26 protein-coding genes are annotated in these 24,073 nt (G+C 73.4%); 11 read left to right on the forward strand and 15 right to left on the reverse strand.

Translation table 11 applies throughout. From position 1 onward, the window contains the following. Window positions 1-127: 127 nt before the first annotated feature. The 7 genes from cysC to ME121_RS19955 form a co-directional block, all read right to left on the reverse strand. Window positions 128-796 carry an adenylyl-sulfate kinase gene (gene cysC / locus ME121_RS19930; protein ID WP_059409489.1) on the reverse strand — a complete coding sequence of 223 codons (669 nt, stop codon included), beginning with the start codon at window positions 794-796 and terminating at the stop codon, window positions 128-130. Between the two features lie 83 nt (window positions 797-879). Beyond that, entirely contained in the window at window positions 880-2,001 is a 1,122-nt protein-coding gene (locus ME121_RS19935) for a hypothetical protein (RefSeq protein ID WP_059409490.1), read from the reverse strand. A 432-nt stretch (window positions 2,002-2,433) separates the two neighbouring features. Then, window positions 2,434-3,138 carry a methionine biosynthesis protein MetW gene (gene metW / locus ME121_RS19940; protein WP_043073621.1) on the reverse strand — a complete coding sequence of 235 codons (705 nt, stop codon included), beginning with the start codon at window positions 3,136-3,138 and terminating at the stop codon, window positions 2,434-2,436. Between the two features lie 29 nt (window positions 3,139-3,167). Further along, window positions 3,168-4,373 (reverse strand): homoserine O-acetyltransferase MetX, encoded by a 1,206-nt coding sequence (gene metX, locus ME121_RS19945; protein ID WP_059409491.1) that lies wholly within the window; start codon window positions 4,371-4,373, stop codon window positions 3,168-3,170. A gap of 171 nt (window positions 4,374-4,544) precedes the next feature. Next, window positions 4,545-4,724: a hypothetical protein gene (locus ME121_RS19950; RefSeq protein WP_012318859.1), complete on the reverse strand. Its 180-nt coding sequence runs from the start codon at window positions 4,722-4,724 to the stop codon at window positions 4,545-4,547. Window positions 4,725-4,820: 96 nt separating this feature from the next. Continuing rightward, a complete protein-coding gene (locus ME121_RS33865) occupies window positions 4,821-4,988 on the reverse strand; it encodes a hypothetical protein (RefSeq protein ID WP_020095222.1) in 168 nt (55 codons plus the stop codon). A 171-nt stretch (window positions 4,989-5,159) separates the two neighbouring features. Next, window positions 5,160-5,456 (reverse strand): hypothetical protein, encoded by a 297-nt coding sequence (locus tag ME121_RS19955; RefSeq protein ID WP_012318857.1) that lies wholly within the window; start codon window positions 5,454-5,456, stop codon window positions 5,160-5,162. A 192-nt stretch (window positions 5,457-5,648) separates the two neighbouring features. On the opposite strand from ME121_RS19955, the gene ME121_RS19960 reads away from it, so the two are divergent. Beyond that, the gene (locus ME121_RS19960) at window positions 5,649-6,764 is read left to right on the forward strand and encodes a pyridoxal phosphate-dependent aminotransferase (RefSeq protein ID WP_012318856.1); all 1,116 of its coding nucleotides are present in this window, start codon (window positions 5,649-5,651) and stop codon (window positions 6,762-6,764) included. Continuing rightward, on the forward strand, window positions 6,757-7,698 hold the full coding sequence (locus tag ME121_RS19965) for a prephenate/arogenate dehydrogenase family protein (RefSeq protein ID WP_012318855.1): 942 nt from the start codon (window positions 6,757-6,759) through the stop codon (window positions 7,696-7,698). Before ME121_RS19960 ends, ME121_RS19965 begins: the two co-directional genes overlap by 8 nt. A 13-nt stretch (window positions 7,699-7,711) precedes the next feature. Here the strand turns inward: ME121_RS19965 and msrA are convergent, their stop codons facing one another. After that, on the reverse strand, window positions 7,712-8,452 hold the full coding sequence (gene msrA, locus ME121_RS19970; RefSeq protein ID WP_012318854.1) for a peptide-methionine (S)-S-oxide reductase MsrA: 741 nt from the start codon (window positions 8,450-8,452) through the stop codon (window positions 7,712-7,714). Window positions 8,453-8,613: 161 nt separating this feature from the next. Between msrA and trpB the strand changes: the two genes are divergently transcribed. Continuing rightward, window positions 8,614-9,855 (forward strand): tryptophan synthase subunit beta, encoded by a 1,242-nt coding sequence (trpB, locus tag ME121_RS19975; protein WP_012318853.1) that lies wholly within the window; start codon window positions 8,614-8,616, stop codon window positions 9,853-9,855. A 63-nt stretch (window positions 9,856-9,918) separates the two neighbouring features. On the opposite strand, the gene ME121_RS19980 is transcribed toward trpB, so the two are convergent. The 3 genes from ME121_RS19980 to ME121_RS19990 form a co-directional block, all read right to left on the reverse strand. Next, entirely contained in the window at window positions 9,919-10,314 is a 396-nt protein-coding gene (locus ME121_RS19980; protein ID WP_012318852.1) for a type II toxin-antitoxin system VapC family toxin, read from the reverse strand. 11 nt (window positions 10,315-10,325) lie between these two features. Next, a complete protein-coding gene (locus ME121_RS19985; RefSeq protein ID WP_012318851.1) occupies window positions 10,326-10,568 on the reverse strand; it encodes a type II toxin-antitoxin system VapB family antitoxin in 243 nt (80 codons plus the stop codon). Window positions 10,569-10,694: 126 nt separating this feature from the next. After that, on the reverse strand, window positions 10,695-11,006 hold the full coding sequence (locus ME121_RS19990; RefSeq protein WP_051252308.1) for a helix-hairpin-helix domain-containing protein: 312 nt from the start codon (window positions 11,004-11,006) through the stop codon (window positions 10,695-10,697). A 380-nt stretch (window positions 11,007-11,386) separates the two neighbouring features. Here ME121_RS19990 and ME121_RS19995 point away from each other — a divergent pair, with 380 nt between their 5' ends. Then, entirely contained in the window at window positions 11,387-13,303 is a 1,917-nt protein-coding gene (locus ME121_RS19995) for an ABC transporter ATP-binding protein (RefSeq protein WP_089231552.1), read from the forward strand. Window positions 13,304-13,421: 118 nt separating this feature from the next. Further along, window positions 13,422-14,321 (forward strand): cell envelope integrity EipB family protein, encoded by a 900-nt coding sequence (locus ME121_RS20000; RefSeq protein WP_024830314.1) that lies wholly within the window; start codon window positions 13,422-13,424, stop codon window positions 14,319-14,321. A gap of 9 nt (window positions 14,322-14,330) precedes the next feature. Here the strand turns inward: ME121_RS20000 and ME121_RS20005 are convergent, their stop codons facing one another. After that, window positions 14,331-14,633, reverse strand: a complete 303-nt coding sequence (locus tag ME121_RS20005) for a DUF3572 domain-containing protein (protein ID WP_306419171.1) — start codon at window positions 14,631-14,633, stop codon at window positions 14,331-14,333. Between the two features lie 74 nt (window positions 14,634-14,707). On the opposite strand from ME121_RS20005, the gene ME121_RS20010 reads away from it, so the two are divergent. The 5 genes from ME121_RS20010 (at window position 14,708) to ME121_RS20030 (ending at window position 19,833) form a co-directional block, all read left to right on the forward strand. Further along, on the forward strand, window positions 14,708-15,079 hold the full coding sequence (locus ME121_RS20010; RefSeq protein ID WP_012318846.1) for a response regulator: 372 nt from the start codon (window positions 14,708-14,710) through the stop codon (window positions 15,077-15,079). Window positions 15,080-15,249: 170 nt separating this feature from the next. Beyond that, window positions 15,250-16,623, forward strand: a complete 1,374-nt coding sequence (locus tag ME121_RS20015; protein WP_012318845.1) for a PleD family two-component system response regulator — start codon at window positions 15,250-15,252, stop codon at window positions 16,621-16,623. 133 nt (window positions 16,624-16,756) lie between these two features. Further along, complete coding sequence (locus ME121_RS20020) at window positions 16,757-17,977, forward strand: DUF2252 family protein (protein ID WP_089231554.1); 1,221 nt, start codon at window positions 16,757-16,759, stop codon at window positions 17,975-17,977. A 165-nt stretch (window positions 17,978-18,142) separates the two neighbouring features. After that, the gene (locus ME121_RS20025; RefSeq protein WP_058606970.1) at window positions 18,143-19,105 is read left to right on the forward strand and encodes an acetyl-CoA carboxylase carboxyltransferase subunit alpha; all 963 of its coding nucleotides are present in this window, start codon (window positions 18,143-18,145) and stop codon (window positions 19,103-19,105) included. Beyond that, entirely contained in the window at window positions 19,102-19,833 is a 732-nt protein-coding gene (locus ME121_RS20030) for a DUF1796 family putative cysteine peptidase (RefSeq protein ID WP_059409492.1), read from the forward strand. Before ME121_RS20025 ends, ME121_RS20030 begins: the two co-directional genes overlap by 4 nt. A gap of 72 nt (window positions 19,834-19,905) precedes the next feature. Here the strand turns inward: ME121_RS20030 and ME121_RS20035 are convergent, their stop codons facing one another. After that, on the reverse strand, window positions 19,906-20,157 hold the full coding sequence (locus ME121_RS20035; protein ID WP_059409504.1) for a hypothetical protein: 252 nt from the start codon (window positions 20,155-20,157) through the stop codon (window positions 19,906-19,908). A 464-nt stretch (window positions 20,158-20,621) separates the two neighbouring features. On the opposite strand from ME121_RS20035, the gene ME121_RS20040 reads away from it, so the two are divergent. After that, window positions 20,622-22,148 (forward strand): L,D-transpeptidase family protein, encoded by a 1,527-nt coding sequence (locus tag ME121_RS20040; RefSeq protein WP_059409493.1) that lies wholly within the window; start codon window positions 20,622-20,624, stop codon window positions 22,146-22,148. Between the two features lie 4 nt (window positions 22,149-22,152). Here the strand turns inward: ME121_RS20040 and ME121_RS33870 are convergent, their stop codons facing one another. Next, complete coding sequence (locus ME121_RS33870) at window positions 22,153-22,326, reverse strand: YqaE/Pmp3 family membrane protein (RefSeq protein ID WP_012318839.1); 174 nt, start codon at window positions 22,324-22,326, stop codon at window positions 22,153-22,155. Between the two features lie 113 nt (window positions 22,327-22,439). Continuing rightward, window positions 22,440-24,056, reverse strand: a complete 1,617-nt coding sequence (locus ME121_RS20045; RefSeq protein ID WP_059409494.1) for a c-type cytochrome — start codon at window positions 24,054-24,056, stop codon at window positions 22,440-22,442. Window positions 24,057-24,073: the final 17 nt, after the last annotated feature.

A 24,073-nucleotide genomic window follows, 5' to 3' on the forward strand; every position in this document is an offset into this window, starting at 1 on the left:
ACCGGATGCTTCAGGACGGAGCACGCCGTCGACGCGCATGAACGGTGCGCCTATTCCGGACAGACCTGATCCCTCACCCTGTCCCTCTCCCGAACGGGAGAGGGGACCCGCGTCTAGTCCCGGATCGTCAGCGCGGCCGCGACCCGTCCGCAGCTCTCGCGGCGGCCCGGCTCAGCCGCATCAGCCGCGCGCTCAGGGCGCGGGCGCAAGGCCCGGTGCCCCGGCCCTCGGTGGCGATCGTCAGATCGGGCCGCTCCGGCGCCTCGTAGGGCGCCGAGATGCCGGTGAAGCCCGGGATGCGGCCGGCGCGGGCCAGACGGTAGAGGCCCTTCGGGTCCCGGGCCTCGCACAGGCCCAGCGGCGTGTCGACGAACACCTCCAGGAACGGGATGTCGCCGGCGATCCGGCGGGCGAGCGCCCGGTCGGCCCGGTAGGGCGAGATCAGCGAGACGATCACCACCGTCCCCGCCTCGGCCATCAGCCGGGCCACCTCGGCGGTGCGCCGGACGTTCTCGGCGCGGTCCTCCGGCGAGAAGGCGAGGTCGGCGTTCAGCCCGTGGCGCAGGTTGTCGCCGTCGAGGACCGCGCTGTGCCGGCCGCCCGCGACCAGGGTCCGGTCGGCCTCCGCCGCGAGCGTCGACTTGCCGGCCCCCGACAGGCCGGTCAGCCACGCGATCACCGGCACCTGGCCGAGACGCGCCCAGCGCGCCTCGCGGGCCTGGAGGGGGTGCCAGCTCACGGGACCCGGAGGGAGACCCGTCGAGACCGTCTGCGGGATCGTCCGCGGGACGCACATATCCACCGCCTGGGGCTCCACCACCTGGGGCAGCGTCCGCGAAGGCGGCCGCCGGTTCTCGGACATCGACACGGGCGCGGCCCCTAGGGCACGCGCCAGACCGGGTAGCCGAGGGCCTCGCCGAGGCGCTCCCGGCACTCCTCCAGGACGTGGGCCGTCCGCCGCCGCCACGCGGGCGGGGACCGGAAGGCGGCCCGCGCCGCCGCCGCCCGCACCAGCGCCTCGACCGCGGCCTCCGTCTCCGGCACGACCGGCCCGGCGGCGAGTTCGTTCGGCGGCGCGGCGGGCGCGGGCGCGATGACCGCGTCCCAGCTCTGCCCCCAGCAGGCGGCGGCGAAGCGCGCGTTCCCGGCCGCGTAGCGCGCCGCGACGCGGGCCAGCCCCTCCGGCGCGTCGCCGCGGAACCGCTCCGCGTCGAGCCCCCGCGCCCAGGCCCAGTCGTCGAGGATATGGCCGAGCAGGCGGCGATGCCCGGTCACCTGCCGATGCACGCCGAGCCGGTACAGGCGGCGCGACGCCTCGACCGCGACCGGCCCGGAACTCCGGTTCGTGCGGTAGGCGAGGTCGGCCGGGCCGAGGAGCGGCGCGAGGCGCTCGCCCAGACCGAGCCCGTCGACCAGCCGCGCCAGCAGCGGCGCGTCGGACCGCCGGTCGCGGTAGGGCAGGGCGGTGACGCGCCCCGCGGCGGCGCGGCGCCAGGGCTCGAGCCGTTCCGCGTAGTCGTAGCGCCGGGACGCGCCCTCGGAGCGCAGGAAGCCGCGGAACGTGCGGCCCTCGGCGACGACCTGGGCCCGCAGGGCGTAGGCCGAGGCCAGCTGCTCGGCCTGCGGCTTGACCACCAGCGCCGCCTCCAGGGCGAAGCCCCGGCGGGCGAAGAGATCTGCCAGGATCTCGGGCACGCGCCAGAGCGGGCGCTGGACGGAGAAGTCCTCGTAGGAGAGCAGGACCGTGTCGGCCGGCGTGGCGGCGAGGATCGCGTCGAGGCGCGCGAGGGCCTCGCGGCGCTCCGCGGCGCCGCGGCGCCGGTCCAGCGCCTGGCCGAGCCGGTAGTGATTGACGTCGTCGCTCCCGGGCGCGCCCGGCGGGGCGAGGTTCGGGTAGCAGATCCCGGCCGAGGCGAGGCGGGGGCGCAGGCGGGCCAGCACCTCCTGGAAGGCGGTGGAGCCGGTTCGCGGCATCCCGATGTGAACGATCGCGCGGCGCACGTGTCCTGTCGACCCTGCTGGAATTCGCGGTTGCGGCAAGTCTTCCGCGCAGCCGGACACAGTCCACGACCCCTCGTGGACGCGCACGTCTCGGGAAAACGCCAAACGAATCCGTAATCACGGTCCGATCACGGGAACGCGATCGGAAATAGCCAAGCTCCGTTTCTGGTCTATTTCAGGCTGCTGTCGGCAGCGCCGGGCCGGGGCGCGGCGGGTGCCGGGGAGAGACAGCGCCGTGCGGCGACCCTCGAGCGCCGGACACCAGCGGCGCGATGCTGGGGCCGCTTCCGATCGTGTTGCAACGGTTGGGAAGGACGAAGACCCCGGTCGAGACATCCGCGCCATGCCCCCTCTCCCGCACGGGAGAGGGGCCCCGCGCCTCGTCCGGCACGGGCTCGACGCGCCACCGCCTCGCCTTGATCGGACGCGGCCCTAGGGCCCGGCATCCTCGCGCCGGAGCAGGAACACCCCCTGCGCGCCGAACAGGTTCCAGACCCACCAGGGCATGGAGAACCGCATCGGCCGGCCGCGGGCGTCCAGCGCCGTGGCGTGCTCGATCCGGGCGCCGATCAGGCGGCACAGGCCGACGAAGTCGCGGATCGTGCAGTGGTGGATGTTGGGCGTCTCCCACCACGCGTCCGGCATGATCTCGGTGACCGGCATCCGGCCGCGGAAGGCCAGCTCGGAGCGCACGCGCCAGTGCCCGAAATTCGGGAACGAGATGATCACCTGCCGGCCGATGCGCAGCAGGTGCTCCAGCACCACCCGGGGATTGCGGGTCGCCTGGATGGTCTGGGACAGGACCACCACGTCGAAGGCGCCGTCCGGGTAATTGGCGAGGTCGGTGTCGGCGTCGCCCTGGATCACCGACAGGCCCCGGGCGAGGCAGGCGTTCACGCCCTCCCGGGACAGCTCGATCCCGCGCCCGTCGATGCCGCGGCGGTCGCGCAGCAGCGCCAGCAGCGAGCCGTCGCCGCAGCCGATGTCGAGGACCCGGGCGCCGGCCGGGACGAGGCCGAGCACGACGAGGTGGTCGACGCGGGCGCCGCCGCCCTCGGCCGCGTGGGGGAGGGCGTCCGCGCTCTCCCAGGGGGCGCCGTGCCGGATCCTGCCCAGGGGCAGCTTGCCGAAGGTCATCTTGCCGGACCCGCCGCTCGCCATCCGCGTCACAGCCCGCGCGCCCGGGCGGCGGCGTCGATGAAGCCGCGGGCCGCGGAGAACATCGCCGGCTCGTCGAGCAGGAAGGCGTCGTGGCCCTTGTCGCTCTCGACCTCCACGAAGGCCACCGGCGCCGCGGCGGCGTTCAGCGCGTGGACGATCGCCCGCGAATCGCGGGTCGGGAACAGCCAGTCCGAGGTGAACGAGATCACGCAGAAGCGGGTCTTGGTGCCCCGGAAGGCGTTGGCGAGCACGCCGCCGTGGTCCTCGGCGAGGTCGAAATAATCCATCGCCCGGGTCAGGTAGAGGTAGGCGTTGGCGTCGAACCGCTCGACGAAGCTCAGGCCCTGGTGGCGCAGGTAGCTCTCGATCTGGAAATCGGCGTTGAACGAGAAGGTCGGCGCCGTGCCGCCCTGGAAGCGCCGGCCGAACTTCCGGTGGAGCGCCGGTTCCGACAGGTAGGTGATGTGCGCGCCCATCCGGGCGACGCCGAGCCCCTTGGCGGGGCGCGTGCCCGCCTCGAGGTAGCGCCCGTCCGCCCAGGCGGGGTCGGCCATGATCGCCTGGCGGCCGACCTCGTGGAAGGCGATGTTCTGCGCCGAGTGGCGGGCGCCGGTGGCGATCGGCATCGCGGCGAAGACGCGCTCGGGATAGAGCGCCGCCCATTGCAGCACCTGCATCCCGCCCATCGAGCCGCCGATGCACAGGAACAGGTCCCGGATGCCGAGATGCTCCAGCAGCATCGCCTGGGCCCGGACCATGTCGCGGATCGTCACCAGCGGGAAGTTCAGCCCGTAGGGCCGCCCCGTCGCCGGGTCGATCGAGGCCGGGCCGGTGGAGCCCATGCACGAGCCGATGACGTTCGAGCAGACGACGAAGTAGCGGTCCGTGTCGATCGGCTTGCCGGGGCCGACCAGCGTCTCCCACCAGCCGGGCTTGCCGGTCACCGGATGGGTGTGGGCGAAGTACTGGTCGCCGGTGAGCGCGTGGCAGATGAGGACCGCGTTCGAGCGCGCGGCGTTGAGGGTGCCGGCGGTCTGGTAGGCGATCTGGAACGGCGCGAGTTCGACGCCCGCGTCGGTGAGCAGCGGCGTGTCGGCGGCGAAGCGCGCCACCGGGCTCCTCGGGTCGAGCGCCTGCGAGCGCTCGGACGCGCGCCGCGCCGGCTCGTCGATCGGGTCCGGCCTCAGGGCCGTGTCCGGTTGGGTGTCCATGGCGGGTCTTGACGACCGTGTATCGGTTCGGATCCGAACCGGGAGAGCACGGAATCGCCTGACGCGCCGCACTCGCCCGACGCGGCCAGCCCCGCCGAGGTAATGCGCGGGGCGCCGAGCGTCAACGCGGGCCGGCCGGCGGCCCCTGCCGGGCGAGGCCGGCGCGACCGCTCACGCGATCGGCGCGGCCATCACGGCGAGCCCCAGGGCGGGCAGGCCGAGCGCGAGGGCCGCCCGGACATCGAGCCGGTCGGCGCGGACGCCCGCCCGCCAGTGCCGGCTCGCCGCGCTCTCGATCAGGATGCCGGTGAGCACGAGACCGCAGCCGATCAGGGCCTGCATCGAAACCATGGAAACCTCGCCCAGCCAGCCGCAGATCCTGGCGCCGCACGGCCCGGCACGCACCGGGTCGACGCTGGGAAATTCCGTCCGGTGGCCGACGGTTCCTCAGCGCATGGCGGCCGCGCAGGCCGCGAAGACCAGGGCGGCGCCGGCGGCCGTGATGCAGCCGTTGGCCCAGGGCGCCGCCTCGGCACGGCGCAGGCGGCAATCCGCGGCGACCGACACGAGGATCCCGATCAGGAAGAGGCTGCAGGGGATCAGGTCACCGGGCATCGTCGATCCATCCAGGGGCATGCGGGGCGGGGCACGCCCGACGCGCCCCTGTTCTCCCGGTTCAACAGGCCGAAACGTGGCGAGTGCCCCGCGGCATTTGCGCGTCGCCGATTTGCCGCGGCGCCCCGGATGGATCGAGCCGGCGGGAGCGCGTCGATCAGAACTCGTCGATCAGAGCTTGGCCGAGGCGGGCCGCGTGTCGAAATCCTCCGCGCCCAGGTCCAGGAGGTCGTTCGGGGTCTCGGTCCGGTCGTAGGCCTGGCTCGCCGCGGCCTCGATCACCGCCTGATTGCGGGCGAACAGCTCCAGGGGGGCGAGGTCGGCGCCGCCGCCGAACTGCTGGCGCAGCACCGGAACCGGGACCTCGACCGCGATCACCCGCTGGCCGTTGGTCATGGCGAAGCGGATCAGCGAGTCGTCGGCGGGGAGGATGTGGGCGCCGCCATCCAGGTAGCGTTCGAGGGGCATGCGGGAGATCCTTCGCGTTGGGCGCCTGTCGGCGGAGCGCCGGCATACAGCCACGACTCCGTGGGGCCGGACAAGTCGCCACGGCGGGATCGGGCCGGCGCCGGAGGAGGCGGGCCCGGGTTCACCGGAAGAGGAAATGCTGTAGACGGGCGCGGAACCGATCGAACCCCGCGCATCCCGAGTCGCACTGCAATGTCCGCCCCCCGACCCGCCCGTCCGGAACCGCGTCCCGGCGTCCTGGCGATCGACACCTACGTGCCCGGCAAGAGCGGGCGGCCCGGCGGCGGCAAGGTCTACAAGCTGTCCTCCAACGAGACGCCCCTCGGCCCGAGCCCGGCGGCGCTCGCGGCGCTCCACGCGGCGACCGCCAAGCTCGAGACCTACCCGGACGGGCGCGCCACCGCGCTGCGCACCGCCATCGCCCGGCGCTACGGGCTCGATCCCGAGCGGATCGTCTGCGGCGCCGGCTCGGACGAGCTCCTGTCGCTGCTGGCCTACGCGTATTGCGGGCCGGGCGCCGAGGGCATCTACTCCGAGCACGGATTCCTGGTCTACCGGATCGCCATCCTGGCCTCGGGCGGCGAGGCGGTGGTCGCGCCCGAGCGCGACCTGACCGTCGACGTCGACGCGATCCTGGCCCGGCTCACGGACCGGACCCGGATCGTCTACGTCACGAACCCCAACAACCCGACCGGCACCTACCTGCCCTTCGACGAGATCCGCCGCCTCCACGCCGGCCTGCCGCCGCACGTGCTGCTGGTGATCGACGGCGCCTACGCCGAGTACGTCCGGGCCAACGACTACTCGGCCGGGCTCGAGCTGGCGCTCGAGGCCGAGAACGTCGTGATGACCCGCACCTTCTCGAAGATCCACGGCCTCGCCGCCGTCCGGATCGGCTGGATGGTCGCGCCGTCCCACGTGGCGGACGCGGTCAACCGGATCCGGGGGCCGTTCAACGTCTCGGGCCCGGCGATCGCCGCGGGCTCGGCGGCGATCGCCGACGAGGCGCACATGGCGGCGGCCGCCGCCCACAATTCCGAGTGGCTGCCGAAGCTCACCGCGGGCGCCCGCGCCCTCGGCCTGGAGGTCACGCCGAGCGTCGCGAACTTCCTGCTGATCCACTTCCCCGACGCGCCGGGCCGCTCGGCGGAGGACGCGGACGCGTTCCTGACCGAGCGCGGCCTCATCACCCGGCGGGTCACCGCCTACGGCCTGCCCAACGCCCTGCGGGTGACGGTGGCGGGCGCCGAGGCGAACGAAGCCTTCCTGGCGGCGCTCGGCGACTTCGTGCGGGGCCACCATGGCTGAGACATCCGAGGGCGTCCCCGCGATCGACCGCCTCGCCATCGTCGGCCTCGGGCTGATCGGCTCCTCGATCGCCCGGGCAGCGCGGCGCTACGGCCTCGCCCGCACCATCGTGGCGGTGGACCGGGACGAGGCCGTGCGCGCCCGGGTGCGCGACCTCGGCATCGCCGACGTCGTCACGGGCGACCCGGCGGAGGGGGCCGCCGGCACCGACCTCGCGATCCTGTGCGTGCCGGTGGGCGCCATCGGGGCGGCGGCGGCCGAGATGGCGCCTTACCTCAAGCCCGGCGCGATCGTGTCGGATGTCGGTTCGGTGAAGGGTGCCGTGGTGGCGGCGGTCCGGCCGCACCTGCCCGACGGCGTCGCGCTGGTCCCCGGCCACCCGATCGCCGGCACCGAGTTCTCGGGCCCGGACGCGGGCTTCGCGACCCTGTTCCAGGGCCGCTGGTGCATCCTGACCCCGCCCGAGGGCACCGACCCGGCCGCGATCGAGACCGTCCGCGCCCTGTGGGCGGGGATGGGCGCCGACGTCGAGACGATGAGCGCCGAGCACCACGACCACGTGCTCGCCATCACCAGCCACCTGCCGCACCTGATCGCCTACAACATCGTGGGCACCGCGGCCGACCTCGAATCGGCGACGCAGTCCGAGGTGATCAAGTTCTCGGCGAGCGGGTTCCGCGACTTCACCCGCATCGCGGCGTCGGACCCGACCATGTGGCGGGACATCTTCCTCAACAACCGCGACGCGGTGCTGGAGATGCTCGGCCGGTTCAACGAGGACCTGTCGGCGCTCGCCAAGGCGGTGCGCTGGGGCGACGGCGACGCGCTCCACGCGATGTTCACCCGCACCCGGGCGATCCGGCGCAGCATCGTGGCGCAGGGCCAGGAGACCGCGGCCCCGGATTTCGGCCGGCCGCGGCCGCCGGAGGAGTAGGGACCGCCGGCGCTCACGCCGGCGGGCGGTTGACCAGCACCGGCTGCGCCGCCGCCCGCTCCGGGAACAGGTGCTTCAGGGCTTCGAGCTTCGGCGCGTCGTTGGCGGCGATGTACGGGTGCCCCGGGTGCAGGACCATGAAGTCCTGGTGGTACCCTTCCGCCGGGTAGAAGGCCGCCCCCGGCTCGATCCGGGTGGCGACCGGCCGCCCGTAGGTCTTCGCCCCGTCGAGCTGGGCGATGTAGGCCCGCGCCACCCGCGCCTGGTCGGCATCCTGCGGGAACAGCGCCGAGCGGTACTGGCGCCCGGCATCGGGCCCCTGGCGATCCACCTGGGTCGGGTCCAGCGCCACCGAGAAGAAGATCCGCAGGAGCTCGTCGTAGCGGATCGCGGCCGGGTCGTAGGTGACCGACACGGCCTCGGCGTGGCCGGTCCCGCCGCCGCTCACGGTGCGGTAATCGGCCTCCGCACGGGTGCCGCCGGCGTAGCCCGACACCGCGCTCGTCACCCCGCGCACGTGCTGGAACACCCCCTGCACGCCCCAGAAGCAGCCGCCCGCGAAGACGGCCACGCGCGGCCCCGGCGGCTCGGCGGAGCGGGTCGCGGCCTCCGGCAGGCGCCGGGGCGCCTCCTCGGCGAAGGCCGGCAGACGCGGGAGCAGGACGGCCCCCGCGAGGCCGAGCCCGAGGGCGGCCCCGAGGAGCGGGCGGGCGAGGGGACGGGAAAGGGGGCGTACCGTGTCGCGAAGTGCCATGCTGACCTCCTTCGGCCTCCGTGCCGGCCTCCTGGCGGAGGCTGACAGCCCGTTCGTCCCGGCACCCGTTCCGGTTACGCGCGCGGCAGGCCGCATTGCGGTGGCGGCCGCATGGGTCTAGGCACCCCGCAAATCATCGCTTCGCCCGCAGGATCCGTCCCGTGACCATCGCGCCCGAGCCCAACTCCTTCCGCACCGGCCCCGACGAGCGCGGCCGCTTCGGCATCTTCGGCGGCCGCTTCGTCGCCGAGACGCTGATGCCGCTGATCCTCGAGCTCGAGGCGGCCTACGAGACGGCCAAGAAGGATCCGGCCTTCCAGGCCGAGATGGAGAGCTACGGCACGCACTATATCGGCCGGCCGAGCCCGCTCTACTACGCCGAGCGCCTGACCGAGCACCTGCGCGCCAAGGCGCCGGCGGGGCAGGGCGCCAAGGTCTATTTCAAGCGCGAGGAGCTGAACCATACCGGCTCCCACAAGGTGAACAACGTGCTGGGCCAGATCCTGCTGGCCCGCCGCATGGGCAAGCCGCGGATCATCGCCGAGACCGGCGCCGGCCAGCACGGCGTCGCCACCGCGACGCTCTGCGCGCGCTTCGGCCTCAAGTGCGTCGTCTACATGGGCGCGGTCGACGTCGCCCGGCAGGCGCCCAACGTCTTCCGCATGAAGATGCTCGGCGCCGAGGTGGTCCCGGTGGAATCCGGCACCAAGACCCTCAAGGACGCCATGAACGAGGCGCTGCGCGACTGGGTCACCAACGTCGCCGACACGTTCTACTGCATCGGCACGGTGGCGGGCCCGCACCCGTACCCGGCGATGGTGCGCGACTTCCAGTCGGTGATCGGCCGCGAGACCCGCGAGCAGATGATCGCGCAGGAGGGCCGGATCCCGGACTCCCTCGTCGCCTGCATCGGCGGCGGCTCGAACGCCATGGGCCTGTTCCACCCGTTCCTCGACGACCGCGAGGTCGAGATCTTCGGCGTCGAGGCCGCGGGCCACGGCGTCCAGTCGGGCCTGCACGCGGCCTCGCTGACCGGCGGCAAGCCGGGCGTGCTGCACGGCAACCGCACCTACCTGCTGATGGACGGGGACGGCCAGATCGCCGACGCCCACTCGATCTCGGCCGGCCTCGACTACCCGGGCATCGGCCCCGAGCACGCGTGGCTGCACGAGATGGGCCGGGTCACCTACCTGTCGGCGACCGATTCCGAGACGCTGGAGGCGTTCAAGCTCTGCTCGATGCTGGAGGGGATCATCCCCGCCCTGGAGCCGGCCCACGCCCTGTCCAAGGTCCTGGAGCTCGCGCCCCAGCGCCCGGCCGAGCACCTCATGGTGATGAACATGTCGGGCCGCGGCGACAAGGACATCCCGCAGGTGGCCGAGATCTTCGGCACGAAGATCTGAGGACGCGCGGCGGCGGTCCTCCGCCCGCCGCGCCCCGCCTGCCCCGCGCGCGCACCGTCGGCCTCAGGCGGTCTCGATGTCCGTGAGCGGGAAGTCGTTGCCCTTGTAGAGCAGCGGGACGCCGTGGGCGCGGGCACAGGCGTAGGCGAAGCAGTCGCCGAAGTTCAGGCCGGCCGGGTGCCGGCCCTTGCCGAAGCGGTCGTAGGCGTCCAGCGCACCCGCTTCGGCCTCCGGCGGGACGGCCAGGATCTCGATGCCGGCGAGGTCGAGATAGGCGTGCACCGCCTCGCGGGCGGCCGGGACCGGGAGATCGAGGTGGCGCGCCACGGCCACGCCGGTTTCCCAGACTGCCAGGGGCGACGTCACGCGGCGCAGCGCCCGCTGAAGCCGGGCCGCCAGGGCCGCCGCATCCGTTTCGTCGGTGAGGATCGCCGTGAGGGCCGACGCATCCACGAACATCGGGTCCCGCCTCAGGTGCGCTCGTACAGACCGTCGATGAACGCCGCGTCGGCGGGCTTCCGGTCCGGACCGGCGCGCTCGTGCAGGGCACGGACGAAGTCGGCCGTCCGCGCGACGAGATCGGGCCGGTTCGTCTGGCGGGCGATCTCGTTCTGAAGCGCGCGGCGCACCGCGTCGGTCTTGCTCGTGCCCAGCAGCGCCATGAGCTGGGTCGCGAGCGCGTCGACCTGCGGATCCTTGACGTAGAGCGGCATGCGCGGACCCCTGGGATATCCCGCACAGCGCTAATTTATATCCTCGGACGCCGCAAGACGGAGCGGGCCGGAGCGGGTCGCGGGGCCGCGGCCTCACCGAACGCTCACCGCACAGTCACCGCACAGTCACCGCACAGTCACCTGATCCTTGATCTTCTCGTAGACTGACCGGCTGAGCACGCGCTTCGACAGCAGCTGCTCCACCGACGTGTAGGGCCGCTTGGCGACGATCGCCCGGCCGATGGCGCCGCCGCCGCGCAGGCGGTTGAGATCCGCCACCGAGGCGGTGTTGAGATCGAGGATGGCCAGGGCCCGGGGACCGGCGCTGTCCTCCGCCCGGTCGACCTCGTCCTGACCGGCCGGCTCCTGCGCCGACGGCCCGGGCTGCGCCTCCCGCGGGGGCGGCTCGGCGGGGAAGGCCGTCGCGTCGGAGGGCATCTGCGTCGGCGCCGGGGCGCCGCCGGACGGGGCGGGGGCGGGCTGGACCGCCGCGGGCGGCGCGGGCGATGCAGCCGGCGGGGGCGGAGCCGCCGGAGCCGGCTCGACGCGCCGCACCGTCGCCGAGGGCTGGGGGGCCGCCGGTGTTTCCGGAGCGGACGCGGGCAGAGTCGCCGGTCCGGGTGCGGGGCTCGGCAGCAGGGCCTGCACCACCGCCGCGAGGATGCCGGCAATGATGAGGAGAACCGAAACTCTGAGAATTGCAGGACCGCTGAGCACGCACCACTCGACGAGGATTAAAACTATATGCATCTACAGTTAATGCTGTCCTTGCGCCTCGTCCAATCCACGTCCGAAACCCGGCCGGTCATCCCCAGGGGATGAGCGGGCCCGCGCCGCGGCCGGGGGCGGGCCCGCGCCAGCGCCTCCGCGAGCGACTCGCTGGGCGCCTCGGTGGGCGCCTGGGCGAGCGCCTGGGCGAGCGCGTCGGCGCCCTGCGCTACCTGCCGACCCTGTTCCGGGAGATCGCCGCCGCGAGCCCGCGCCTGCTGGCGGCGAGCCTGTCGCTGCGCCTCGTGGCGGCCTGCCTGCCGGTCCTGACCCTCTACCTCGCCAAGCTGATCCTCGACGGGATCGTGGCCGAGCACGCCCGGCCGGCGCCGGAGGCGGGGCTCGCGGCGTGGTTCGCCGATCCCGGCCGGGCGCGGCTCGCCGGCCTCGTCGCCGCCGAGCTCGGCCTCGCCCTGCTCTCGGACCTGACCGGCCGGCTCACGAGCCTCGTCGAGACCCTGATCGGCGACCTCTACGCCAACGCGGCCTCCCTGCGGCTGATGGCGCACGCCGCCGAGCTCGACCTCGCGCAGTTCGAGGACAGCGCCCAGCAGGACCGGCTGGAGCGGGCGCGCCGGCAGGTCAGCGGCCGCACCGGCCTCATCGGCACGGTGTTCGGCCAGCTGCAGGGCCTCCTGACCCTCGCGACCCTGGCGGTCGGGGTCGCGGCCTTCACGCCCTGGCTCGTCGTGCTGATCGCCGCAGCCCTGGTCCCGGCGGTGCTCAACGAGTGGCACTTCACCAAGGCCGGCTACCGCCTCGCCTGGATCCGCAGCCCGGAGCGGCGGCGGATCGACTACCTGCGCTACCTCGGCGCCAGCGTCGAGACCGCCAAGGAGATCAAGCTCTTCGGCCTCGCGGGCTACCTCACCGGGCTCTACGCCGCGGTGGCGGGGCGGCTGCTGGCCGAGAACCGCAACCTCGCGGTCGCCCGGGCCGGCTGGGGCTTCGCCTTCGCGAGCCTCGGGACGCTCGCCTACTACGCCGCCTACGCGGTGATCGTCTGGCGGACGGTGGCGGGCGCCTTCTCGGTGGGCGACCTCGCCTTCCTGGCCGGCGCCTTCCAGCGGCTGCGCGGCGGCCTGGAGGGGCTGCTCCTCGGGCTGACCCAGATCACCGGGCAGGCGCAGTACCTCGAGGACTTCTACGCCTTCTTCGCGATCCGGCCGCAGATCCGCTCGCCCGCGCGGCCCGCGCCGGTCCCGCGCCCGATCCGGGAGGGGCTGGTCTTCGAGGGGGTCGGCTACCGCTATCCCGGCACGCAGACTTTCGCGCTGCGCCACCTCTCCTTCGCGGTCCGCGCCGGGGAGACGGTGGCGCTGGTCGGCGGCAACGGCGCCGGCAAGACCACGATCGTCAAGCTGATGACCCGGCTGTACGACCCGCACGAGGGCCGCGTGCTCCTCGACGGCGTGCCGCTCGCCGCCTACGACCTCGACGAGTTGCGGGCGCGGATCGGGGCGATCTTCCAGGACTTCGTCCGCTTCGACCTCACCGCCGGGGAGAACGTCGCGGTCGGCCGGATCGAGGCCGCCGACGACGCGGGCCGCATCGCGGCCGCGGCGGCCCGGGGGCTCGCGGCCCCGGTGATCGAGCGCCTGCCCGGGGGTTACGCCCAGCCGCTGGGCAAGCGCTTCGCCGGCGGTCTCGACCTCTCCGGGGGCGAGTGGCAGAAGGTCGCGCTGTCCCGGGCCTACATGCGCGAGGCCGAGATCCTGATCCTGGACGAGCCGACCGCGGCCCTCGACGCCCGGGCCGAGCACGACGTCTTCGCGCGGTTCCGGGAATTGTCGGCCGGGCGGACGGCGGTGCTGATCTCGCACCGCTTCTCCACCGTGCGCATGGCCGACCGCATCCTCGTCCTGGAGGGCGGCCGGGTGCTGGAGGAGGGCAGCCACGCCGCCCTCATGGCCCGCGGCGGCCGCTACGCCGAGCTGTTCACCCTCCAGGCGGAGGGCTACCGGTAGGCGGGCCGCGGCCGCCCGGCGCCGCCGCGTCCCGCAGGCGCGAGGTCCCGCGACGCGGCCCAAGCATTGCCCGATTCCGTCAGCCTGCTATCTGCGGCGGACCGAACCGGGGTTGTCCATGCGCCTGCGCCTCTCCCACCTGCTGACGGCCGGCCTTCTCGTCTGCGCCGGGCCCGCCCGCGCGGCCCCGCCGGCCGGGCCCGAGCCGGAGGCCAAGCCGCCGGCGCCCGAGATCGTGCTCGCCAACCACCGCGCGGTCTACGACCTGTCGCTCGCCGAGGGCGGCGGCACCCGCTCGGTGGAGAGCGCCCGCGGGCGCATCGTCATCGATTTCCGGGGCGACGCCTGCCGCGGCTACACGATGCAGACCCGCCAGGTGACGGAGCTGTCCTCCGGCGAGACCGGCGCGCGCCTGTCCGACATGCGCAGCACCACCTTCGAGGGCGGGCAGGGGCGCGAGTTCCGGTTCAAGACGACGACGCTCACCAACAACAAGCCCGCCGCCCCCGTGGACGGGACCGCCTCCGAGCAGGGCGACGCCCTGACGGTGAGGCTGAAGGGCGGCCCGAAGCCGTTCACCGTGGAGGGGCCGGTCCTGTTCCCGAGCGAGCACATGCGCCGCCTGATCGAGGCGGCGCGGGCCGGCCAGTCGACCCTCGCGGTCAAGGTCTTCGACGGCTCGGACGACGGCCGGAAGGTCTACGACACCTTCGCGGTGATCGGCCACGCCGCGACCGGCCCGGCCCCGGCCGCCGACTCGACCCGCGACAAGCCCCTGCGCGAGGGCTCGCTGGCCGCCATGCCGCACTGGCCGGTCCGCCTCAGCTACTACACCGAGGGCGCCGGGGAGCGCACGCCGATCTACACCCTCGGCTTCGACCTGTACGAGAACGGCGTCAGCGGCGCGCTCAAGCTCGATTACGGCGACTTCGCCATCCTGGGCGACATGACCGCCCTCGACATCGACGCCAAGGCCGGGCGGGCCGACAGGGAGGCGGGGAAGGGCTGCACGCCCTGAGGGCCCGCCTCACGCCCACTCGTCGTCCGGCCGCGGCGACAGCCTCTGCCAGGCCGCGGCGATCCGCTCCGGCTTGATGCCGAGGCCGTTCGCGCAGGCGACGAGCACGTTCTCGTCACCCATCACGTGGTCGAGCACGCCCACCAGGAAGGCGGGCTCCCGGGCGCTCGCGCGGAGCGTGTCGGGGCTCAGGCCGCTCGCCGCCAGGAAGGGCAGGAGACGGTCGTCGTCCCCAGCGATCCACAACAGAACGTCCAGGGCGAGCCGTTCGGCCGACTCATCCCCTTGAAGAGGTTTGCCATTCATCAACATGTGAACGCTACAAAGGTGACGGAGGGGCTTCACGGCCCGCTAATCATGATCGGCGCGCACCGGGACAACGGATCATGAAGAAGACGGTGCTGATCGTCGAGGACAACGAGTTGAACATGAAGCTGTTCAACGATCTCCTGGAGGCGAACGGCTACGCGACGCTCAAGACCGCCCACGGCATCGAGGCGATCGAGCTGGCGCGCGCCCACCACCCCGACCTGATCCTCATGGACATCCAGCTCCCCGAGGTCTCCGGCCTCGAGGTGACGAAATGGCTCAAGGAGGACGACGACCTCAAGGGCATCCCGGTGATCGCCATCACAGCCTTCGCCATGAAGGGCGACGAGGAGCGGATCCGCGAGGGCGGCTGCGAGGCCTACCTGTCGAAGCCGATCTCGGTCGCGAAGTTTTTGGCAACGGTTCGGGCCTATCTTGAACCGCGTTGACGCCGGCGAGGCGTGCCGTTGAACCGGCCCCCCGGCCGCGCCGGGCCGGGGGGCCGGTTCAACCGTCCGTCCCGTCGTGTCCGCCCCGGCCCCGGCGGCCGACCGGCGGCGCGCACCCACGGCACACGGCGCCCGGTCCGGGCCGCTCACCCGCGCCCTGACGAGGAAGCATGTCGGCCCGTGTCCTGATCGTCGACGATCTGTTCCCGAACGTCAGGCTTCTGGAGACGAAGCTCGGCCTGGAATATTTCGACACGCTCGCGGCCATGAACGGCCGGGACGCGATCGCGATCTGCGAGAAGGGCCTCTGCGACCTCGTCCTGCTCGACGTGATGATGCCCGGCATGGACGGGTTCGAGGTCTGCCGGCACCTCAAGAACAACCCGCTCACGGCCCATATCCCGGTGGTGATGGTCACGGCCCTCGACCAGCCCGCGGACCGCCTGCGCGGCCTCGATGCCGGGGCCGACGACTTCCTGACCAAGCCGGTGGACGACACCGCCCTGTTCACGCGGGTGCGCAGCCTGGTGCGGCTCAAGGCCGTGACGGACGAGCTGCGCCAGCGCGCGCTCGCCTCCCGCGAGTTCGGCATCGGCGATCCCCTGGCGCTCGCCACCGCCGAGACCGGCCTCGACGCCCGGATCCTGCTGATCGAGGACCGTCCCGGATCGGCCGAGCGCCTCGCCGGGGCCCTGCGCCAGCACCACGTCGTCACGGTCGAGCCCGACCCGCAGGAGGCCCTGCGCCGCGCCGCCGAGGAGACCTTCGACCTCGCCCTGGTGAGCCTCGACCTCACCGGCTTCGACGGCCTGCGCCTGTGCAGCCAGCTCCGGTCCCTCGACCGGACCCGGGCGATGCCGCTGATCATGCTCGCCGAGGAGTACGACCGCGCCCGGGTGGTCCGCGGCCTCGATTTCGGCGTGCACGACTTCCTGATGCGGCCGGTCGACCGCAACGAGCTGATGGCCCGGGTCCGCACGCAGGTGAAGCGCAAGCGCTTCACCGACGCGCTCCGCGGGGCGATGCAGGCCTCCCTGCAGATGGCCGTGACCGATGCGCTCACCGGCCTGCACAACCGGCGCTACCTCGACAACCACCTCGGCACGCTGTTCGGCGACGAGGCCGCCCGCCGGGCGAACCTCGCCGCGCTGATCCTCGACATCGACCACTTCAAGGGGATCAACGACAGCTTCGGCCACGAGGCCGGCGACGAGGTGCTGCGCGGCTTCGCCGAGCGCGTCCGCCAGCACACGCGGCCCATCGACATCGTGGCGCGCTACGGCGGCGAGGAGGTGGTGGTGATCCTGCCGGAGGCGGGCCTCGTCGAGGCGCAGGGCATCGCCGAGCGCATCCGCGAGCGCGTCGAGGCGGTGCCGTTCACCGTGCAGCGGGCGAGCCGGACCGTGTCGGTGACGGTCTCGATCGGCGTCGCCGTGCGCCGCGGCGACGATCTCGGCCCCGCCGACATGCTCCGCCGGGCCGACCTCGCCCTCTACCGGGCCAAGGCGGCCGGGCGGAACCGGGTCGAGTCGCAGGCGGCCTGACCGGCGACCTGACAGGCGCCCCCCCGCGTCAATCCGCGCGCCCGCGCGCGCGGATGACAAAGGCCGGCCTCGCCGTGTTATCGGATTCGGCCGGCCCGGCGAGGCCGGCGGAGCGGCGCGCGGGACCGAATCCATGGACATGCAGGTACCGGCACGATCCGGCCGCGACGCGAGCGTGCTGAACCACCGCCGCCTGTGCAAGATCGCCTCCTCGCCGCACGCCTACGTCCGCGGCAGCACGGCGCGGTTCTACGAGCTGCTCGCCGGGATGCCGGCCGGCACCCTGCCCGAGGGGCCGCCGGTCTGGATCTGCGGCGACGCGCATCTCGGCAATCTCGGCGCGCTTGCCGGCCCGGACGGCGGGATCGACATCCAGATCCGCGACCTCGACCAGACCGTCGTGGCGAACCCGGCCTTCGACCTCGTCCGGCTCGCGCTCTCCCTGGTCACCGCGGCGCTCAACGCGACCCTGCCGGGCATCGTCACCGCCCGGATGATGGACGCGATGGCGGACGGCTACGCCGACGGGATCGCCGATCCCGAGGGGGCCGAGCGGGGCGTCGACCCGTCCGAGATCGTCGTCACGACGAAGCGGCGGGCGCTCGGCCGGCGCTGGCGCCACCTCTCGCGCGAGCGGCTGAAGGGCAAGGCCGCCCGGCTCCCGCGGGGCAGCCGGTTCTTCGACCTCGACCCCGACGAGCAGGCGTCGCTGACGGCGCTGGTCCGCGACCCGGAGATCCGCCGCCTCGTCCTGGCGCTCGGCAGCGCGGCCGACGGCGCCGAGATCCGGCTGCTCGACGCCGCCTACTGGATCAAGGGCTGCAGCTCCCTCGGGCGCCTGCGCTACGCCGCCCTGGTGGAGGTCCTGGGCGGCGACCGCCCGCAGCTCGCCCTCCTCGACGTCAAGGAGGCCGTGCCGCACCTCGCGCCGGCCGCCGCCGGGATCGCGGTGCCGCCCGACCACGCCGAACGCGTCGTCGCGGGCGCGCGGGCGCTGTCGCCCAACCTCGGAGACCGGATGGTCGCCGGCCATGTGGGCGACCGCGCCGGCGGCACGCCCGTCACGGTCCGCGAGCTGCTGCCGCAGGATCTCAAGATCGACGCCGAGCAGTTCTCCCGCGGCGAGGCGGTCCGGGTCTCCCGGCACCTCGCCGCCATCCTGGGCCGGGCCCACGGCCGCCAGATGGGCGTGGCCGACCGCCGGACCTGGATCGACGCCGTGCGGGCGCCGGGGCCGGGCCCCGACGCCCCCGGCTGGCTCTGGTCGGTGGTCACCGACCTGATGGGCGCGCACCAGCGCGGCTACCTGGAGCATTGCCGCCGGATCGCCCGCGAGGCGCGGGACGCGGCCTGACGCCCGATCGCCGCCCGACACCGCCCGACGCCGCCCGACACGGCGTGCCTCGATCCCGGCGCGGGGCGCATCCGCCACGACGCCGGTTGACACCATCCCCGCCATCGCCAACACCTCGCGCCCGCCGCCTCTCGCGCGGCGGACCCCGGGAAGACCTGTGATACGATGGCGGTGACGCGCACCTACCTCGACTTCGAGAAGCCGGTGGCCGAGCTGGAGGCCAAGCTCGAGGAGCTGCGCGCCGTGAGCGCGCGCGACGGCGCGGTCTCGATCGCCGAGGAGGTCGGCCGGCTCGAGGCCAAGGCCGGCCAGGCGCTCGCCGAGATCTACGCGAATCTCACGCCCTGGCAGAAGACCCAGGTGGCCCGCCACCCGCAGCGGCCGCACTTCGTGGACTATTGCGACGGGCTCATCACCGAGTTCACCCCGCTGGCCGGCGACCGCAGCTTCGGCGAGGACGAGGCGATCCTGGGCGGGTTCGGCCGGTTCCGCGGCCGGCCGGTCCTGGTGCTCGGCCAGGAGAAGGGCGCCACCACCGAGGCGCGGCTGCGCCACAATTTCGGGATGGCCCGGCCCGAGGGCTACCGCAAGGCGGTCCGGCTCATGGAGACCGCCGACCGGTTCGGCTTAGCCGTCATCGCCTTCGTGGACACCGCCGGCGCCTATCCGGGCATCGAGGCGGAGGAGCGCGGCCAGGCCGAGGCCATCGCCCGCTCGACCGAGGCCTGCCTCGCGCTGGGCGTGCCGAACGTCGCCGTGGTGATCGGGGAGGGCGGCTCGGGCGGCGCCATCGCGCTCGCCACCGCCAACCGGGTGCTCATGCTGGAGCACGCGATCTACGGGGTGATCTCGCCGGAGGGCGCCGCCTCGATCCTGTGGCGCGACCAGGGCCGCGCCTCCGACGCCGCCACCGCCATGAAGATCACCGCCCAGGACCTGCTGCGGCTCGGCGTCATCGACGGGATCATCCCGGAGGCCACCGGCGGGGCGCACCGCGACCGCGAGGCGGCGATCCGGGCCGCGGGCGACGCCGTCGCCGACGCCCTCGCCCAGTTCGACGGCCTCTCGCCCGCCGAGATCCGCGACCGGCGCGCGGAGAAGTTCCTGGCGATCGGCCGGACCCTGTGAGCGAGCCCGGGGCGACGGGGGGCCTGTTCGGCGCGCTCGGCCGGCTGCTGGGCCGGCGCGACGCGCGGGAGCCGGGCCGGCACAACCACGTCTCCCTCGGCTGCAATTGCCAGATGGCGCACGTCCTCAAGACGCTCGACCTGCGCCAGTGGTCGGGGCCCCTCGACTGGATCTTCTCCATGCCCGGCATGGCCCGGGACTGCCTCGCCGACGACTTCGCCGCGCTCGTCGACCGGGGCCAGCTGGAGAGCATCCCGGAGGCCGAGCGGCGCGGCCCCGGCATCTGGCGCGGGCGCCACCGCCTCTACCGGGAGCGGCACGGCCTCGAGTGCGTGTTCAACCACCACGACCCGGCGACGAGCGAGGCGGACTACGCCTTCCTGACCGAGGGCGTGCGCCGGCTGCGCCGGGCCCTCGACACGCCGGGCACCGACAACCGGCTCTGGATGATGACCCATCTCCACACGCCCCGGGACGTGGTCGAGGCGATCGACGACCTGCTCGGGCGGCGCGCCAGCCGCAACCACCTGACCTTCGTGCAGCTCGAGACCGGGCACCCGCGCATGGCGGTGGTCGAGGCGCTCGCCCTCCGGCCCACCCTGCGCTGGCTCACCGTGCACACGCCCTCGGAGCCGGTCGGCCTGCGGCTGGCCGACCCGGCCGACGACGCGGCGCTGGTGGCGATCATCCGCGCCGAGGCGGCGCGGCGGCCGGCGCTGTTCGCCTGAGCGGCCGCCCGGGGGCGACGTTGCGGGGGCGACGTGGCCGGGGCGACGGCCGGTCGGCGCCCGGGGCGGCCGTCAATGCGCGGCGCGCGACAGGGCAACGATCGCGCCGACGAGGACGATCGTCTGGACGCCGATCGAGCCGATCACCCGTTTCATGATGTCGACCTTCGCTTCGGCCAGATCGGTCTCGGTGACGCGGTTCGTCAGATCGGAATCCCGACTCTCGCGGATCGCCGCGGCGATCGCCTCGGCCTGATCCTCGGACAGGCCGGTCGCCCGCAGGCGACGGACGAGGGCGTGCGTGTCGAGCGAGAGGGCCGTCATGGGCGACGTTCGCGTGTTCGAGCCGTCCGGGTCGATCGGCCGAATCCGGATGGCAGCCTCCGCGACCGTGGCGCCCTCATCCCGCCGGGGCAAGCAGCTCGAAGTCGGGCGCCCGGCGCGGTCACGCGCGTCCGCTCCGCAGGGAGTCCACCGGTACGCGCACCGGGCCGGCAGGACGGACCGGGGGCCGGACCGCGGGCCGGACCGCGGGCCGGACCGCGCACGCGCACCGCCTGTCTCGCCGCGCGGCCCTGCGGCTCGAACGGCGCCGGCCCGCGACCCCGCCGCGGCGCGCTGTGGATAGGGTGCATCCGCCGGCTCTCCACACCGGAGAACAATCCAGTGTTGCAGCCGGGTCCTTGCGGTAAGGAAGGCGCAAGCTTAACGAGCCTATTGGGTTGGGGAGTGGCACCCGACGCGGCCAGCAAGGCCCGCGGGCGCGCGTAAGACGATCGAGGTTCCCCATGACGGCGCGTCTCGCGACCGCGCGACTGCTGGCGGCGGCGTCCCTGCTGGCCCTGTCGCTCGCCGCCTGCCAGGACGGTTCCGGGATCAACGGCCCGAGCGCGCGCAGCCTCGCGCCGATCGCCCCCCAGACCGTCGCGCTGATGCAGTCCAAGGGGATGCAGCCCTCCGACCCGATCCTGATCCGCACCTTCAAGAAGGAGGCGGAGATGGAGATCTGGAAGCGGGGGAGCGACGGCCGCTACGCCCTGATGAAGACCTACCCGATCTGCCGCTGGTCCGGCCAGCTCGGGCCGAAGACCCGCGAGGGCGACCGGCAGGCGCCCGAGGGCTTCTACACGATCACCCCGGGCCTGATGAACCCGAACTCCTCGTACTACCTGTCGTTCGACACGGGCTTCCCGAACGCCGTCGACCGGGCCAACGGGCGCACCGGCAAGTACCTGATGGTGCACGGCACCTGCTCGTCGGCGGGCTGCTTCGCCATGACCGACGCCACCATCGCGGAGATCTACGCCGTCGCCCGCGACGCGTTCATCGGCGGCCAGCGCAGCTTCCAGTTCCAGTCCTACCCGTTCCGGATGACGGCCGAGAACATGGCCAAGTTCCGCAACGACCCGAACATCGCCTTCTGGCAGAACCTCAAGGAGGGGTCCGACTATTTCGAGGCCCTGCACGAGGAGCCGAAGGTCGGCCAGTGCGGGACCAAGTACGTGTTCGGCGGGGCCGACGCGGCCGCCGGCGCGTGCCGGCCGCACGTCGACCCGCTGGTGGCCGAGAAGAGCGCGCACGACGCCCGCGCGGTCGCCGACCTCGTCGCCAAGGGCACGCCCGCGGTGCGGGTCGTCTACCAGGACGGCGGCCAGAACCCGGTCTTCCGCCCGCAGAACGCCAGCGCCTTCGCGAGCCTCGGCGGCACCGAGACGGTGCTGCCCTACGACGCCAAGGAGTACGGCCGGCACAATCTCGGCGACGTGAGCCGCCCCGAGACCCTGGCGGCGGGCCCGCAGGAGATCGAGGTCGGCCCGAAGGGCCGGCCCACGATGCTGGCCGGCGCCGAGCCGGAGGCGCCCGCCCGGGCCGCGAAGGCCGGCGGCAAGGGGCACGGGCGCGAGCCGGCGGCGCCCGCGGCGCCCACGACCCTCATGGCGAACCGCGCCGATCCCGGCGCGCAGGTCGAGACCACGGCGGCCCTGCCCGACAAGCCCGCCCGGATCGCCGTCGCGGACGCGGACGGCGATGCGAGCAGCTACCAGAAGCTGTTCGGTCAGCTCTTCGCCAAGGACAAGCCGGCCCCGGCGGCGCCCCCGGCCCCTCCGGTCGACGCCGCGGCGGCGCCGGAGCCGGCGAAGCTCGCCCACGCCGCCGAGACGGCCGCGCCGCGGGCCGCCAAGGCCCACGCGGTGAGGACCGCCAGGGTCGAGGCGAAGGGCGACGGGAAGGGCGACGGGAAGGGGAAGGGTGACGGGAAGGCGGAGGCGAAGCCCGCCCTCCGGAAGGGCGAGCCCGAGGGCCGGAAGCCCTGACGGCTCAGACCAGCGGACGGTCGCGGTTCATCAGCCACAGGGCGTGGACCGTGCCGGGCAGCCAGCCGAGGATCCACAGCAGGATGTTCAGCAGGAACTGCAGGCCGAAGCCCGTGGTGACGAGCACGGCGATCGGCGGGAAGAAGATCGCGAGCAGGATGCGGACGAGGCTGGACACGGGGACTCCGGGCGCGAGGTAGGCACGTCCCGGCTCCAACGGCACACGGTTTCATCCGTTCCGCCCGATCCGGCCGCGACAGCCCCGGCCTGCCGGGGCCGCGCGGCGGCGCCTCAGTTCCTGGCCGGCGGCGTGGTGGCGGAGGGGACGTTGGCGGCCTGCTTCTCCGGGTGCTTCACCTGGCTGTAGGCGACGTTGGCGAAGGTGCCGATCACCGCGGGCCAGCTCGGCTTGCCGTATTGCGGGTCGTCGCGGCCGACCTTGCAGAAGGCCGTGGTCAGGCCGTTGACGATGTCGTCGTCGGTGACGCCGGTCGGCTCCGCCTTCACCTGCTGGACCAGCCGGGCGAGGGTCGGGACGAAGTCCTGCTGCTTCAGTCCGGTCAGGCTCGCCTGGATGCCGAGCTTCTCGAAGGCGGCCTTGAGCTTGTCCTGCTCGATCTCCGCGCAGGGGGCGGTGCCGGCCAGCATGGTCCGGGTGGCGGCGCGCGCCTCCGAGGCCTTGTCGCCGGTCACCGGCGGCGCCCTGTTGCCCCAGGAATTGCGGATGTAGTCGGTGACGTTCTTCACCTCGACATCGGTCATCTGCTGGCCGATCGCCACCATCGGGGCCAGCCCGCTCTGGGCGGCGAGGCCGCCGTAGATCACCCGCAGCACCGTCTCGGGCCCGTCGGACTGGACCGAGGTGTTGCCGGCGAGCGCCGGGACCGCGCCCTCGATGCCCTTGCCGTCGGGCTGGTGGCACGAGGAGCAGTAGGTCAGGTAGGTGGAGGCGCCCGGCGCGTCGGGCGTGTCGAAGGCCGTGAGGTCCTTCGGCTTGTAGGTCTGCTTGGCCGGCACGGTGCGCAGGTACGCGACCATGGCCTTGAGGTCCTCCTCCTTCACCTTGGAGAGGGATTCCATGATGGTCTGGCGCATCGGGCCGGCGGCGACGCCCGGCCGGTCGCCCGGGGCGGTGCCGGTCTTGAGGTAGGTCACCACCTGCTCGTCGGTCCAGGCACCGATGCCCTGGTGGCCGTCCGGGGTGATGTTGGGGGCGTACCAGCCGTCGATCACGCCGCCGCCGAACCGGCCCGCGAAGCTCGAATTGCCGACGAGCTTGTTCTCGTTGTGGCACATGGCGCAGTGGCCGAGGCCCTCCACCAGGTAGGCGCCGCGGTTCACCTCGGCGCTGGCCTTCGGGTCGGGCTTGAAGCGCTCGTCGGTGAAGAAGGCCGTCCGCCACGTCACCAGCGCCGTGCGGACGCTGAACGGGAACGGGATCTGGCTCTCCTGCCGCTTCTCGTTCACGGCCGGGACCGATTGCAGGTAGGCCCAGATCGCCTGGGTGTCCTCGTCGGTGACCTTGGTGAACCAGCCGAACGGGAAGGCCGGGTAGAGGTAGCCGACGTTCTTGCTGTAGCCGTGCCGGAACGCCTGGTCGAAGTCGGCGTAGCTCCAGTTGCCGAGGCCGGTCTCCTTGTCGGGGGTGAGGTTGGGGGTCATGATCACGCCGAAGGGCATGTTCAGCGCGTAGTTGCCGGCGAGGTACTTGCCGCCCGGCGCCGTGTGGCAGGCCGCGCAGTCGCCCATGGTCACGAGATACTTGCCGCGCGCGATCTGGTCGGCCGACCCGTCCTGCGCCAGCGCCGGCGCGGCCGGGAACAGGCTCACCAGGAACAGGCTCCCCAGGATCGGCGCCGTCCGGATCGGCGGCAGGCGGCCGGAGGAGAGGGCTCTCGTGCGCTGCATGCCGCGTCTCCCATCCC

It is taken from the genome of Methylobacterium sp. ME121 (genome assembly GCF_000974725.1).
Taxonomy (GTDB): domain Bacteria; phylum Pseudomonadota; class Alphaproteobacteria; order Rhizobiales; family Beijerinckiaceae; genus Methylobacterium; species Methylobacterium radiotolerans.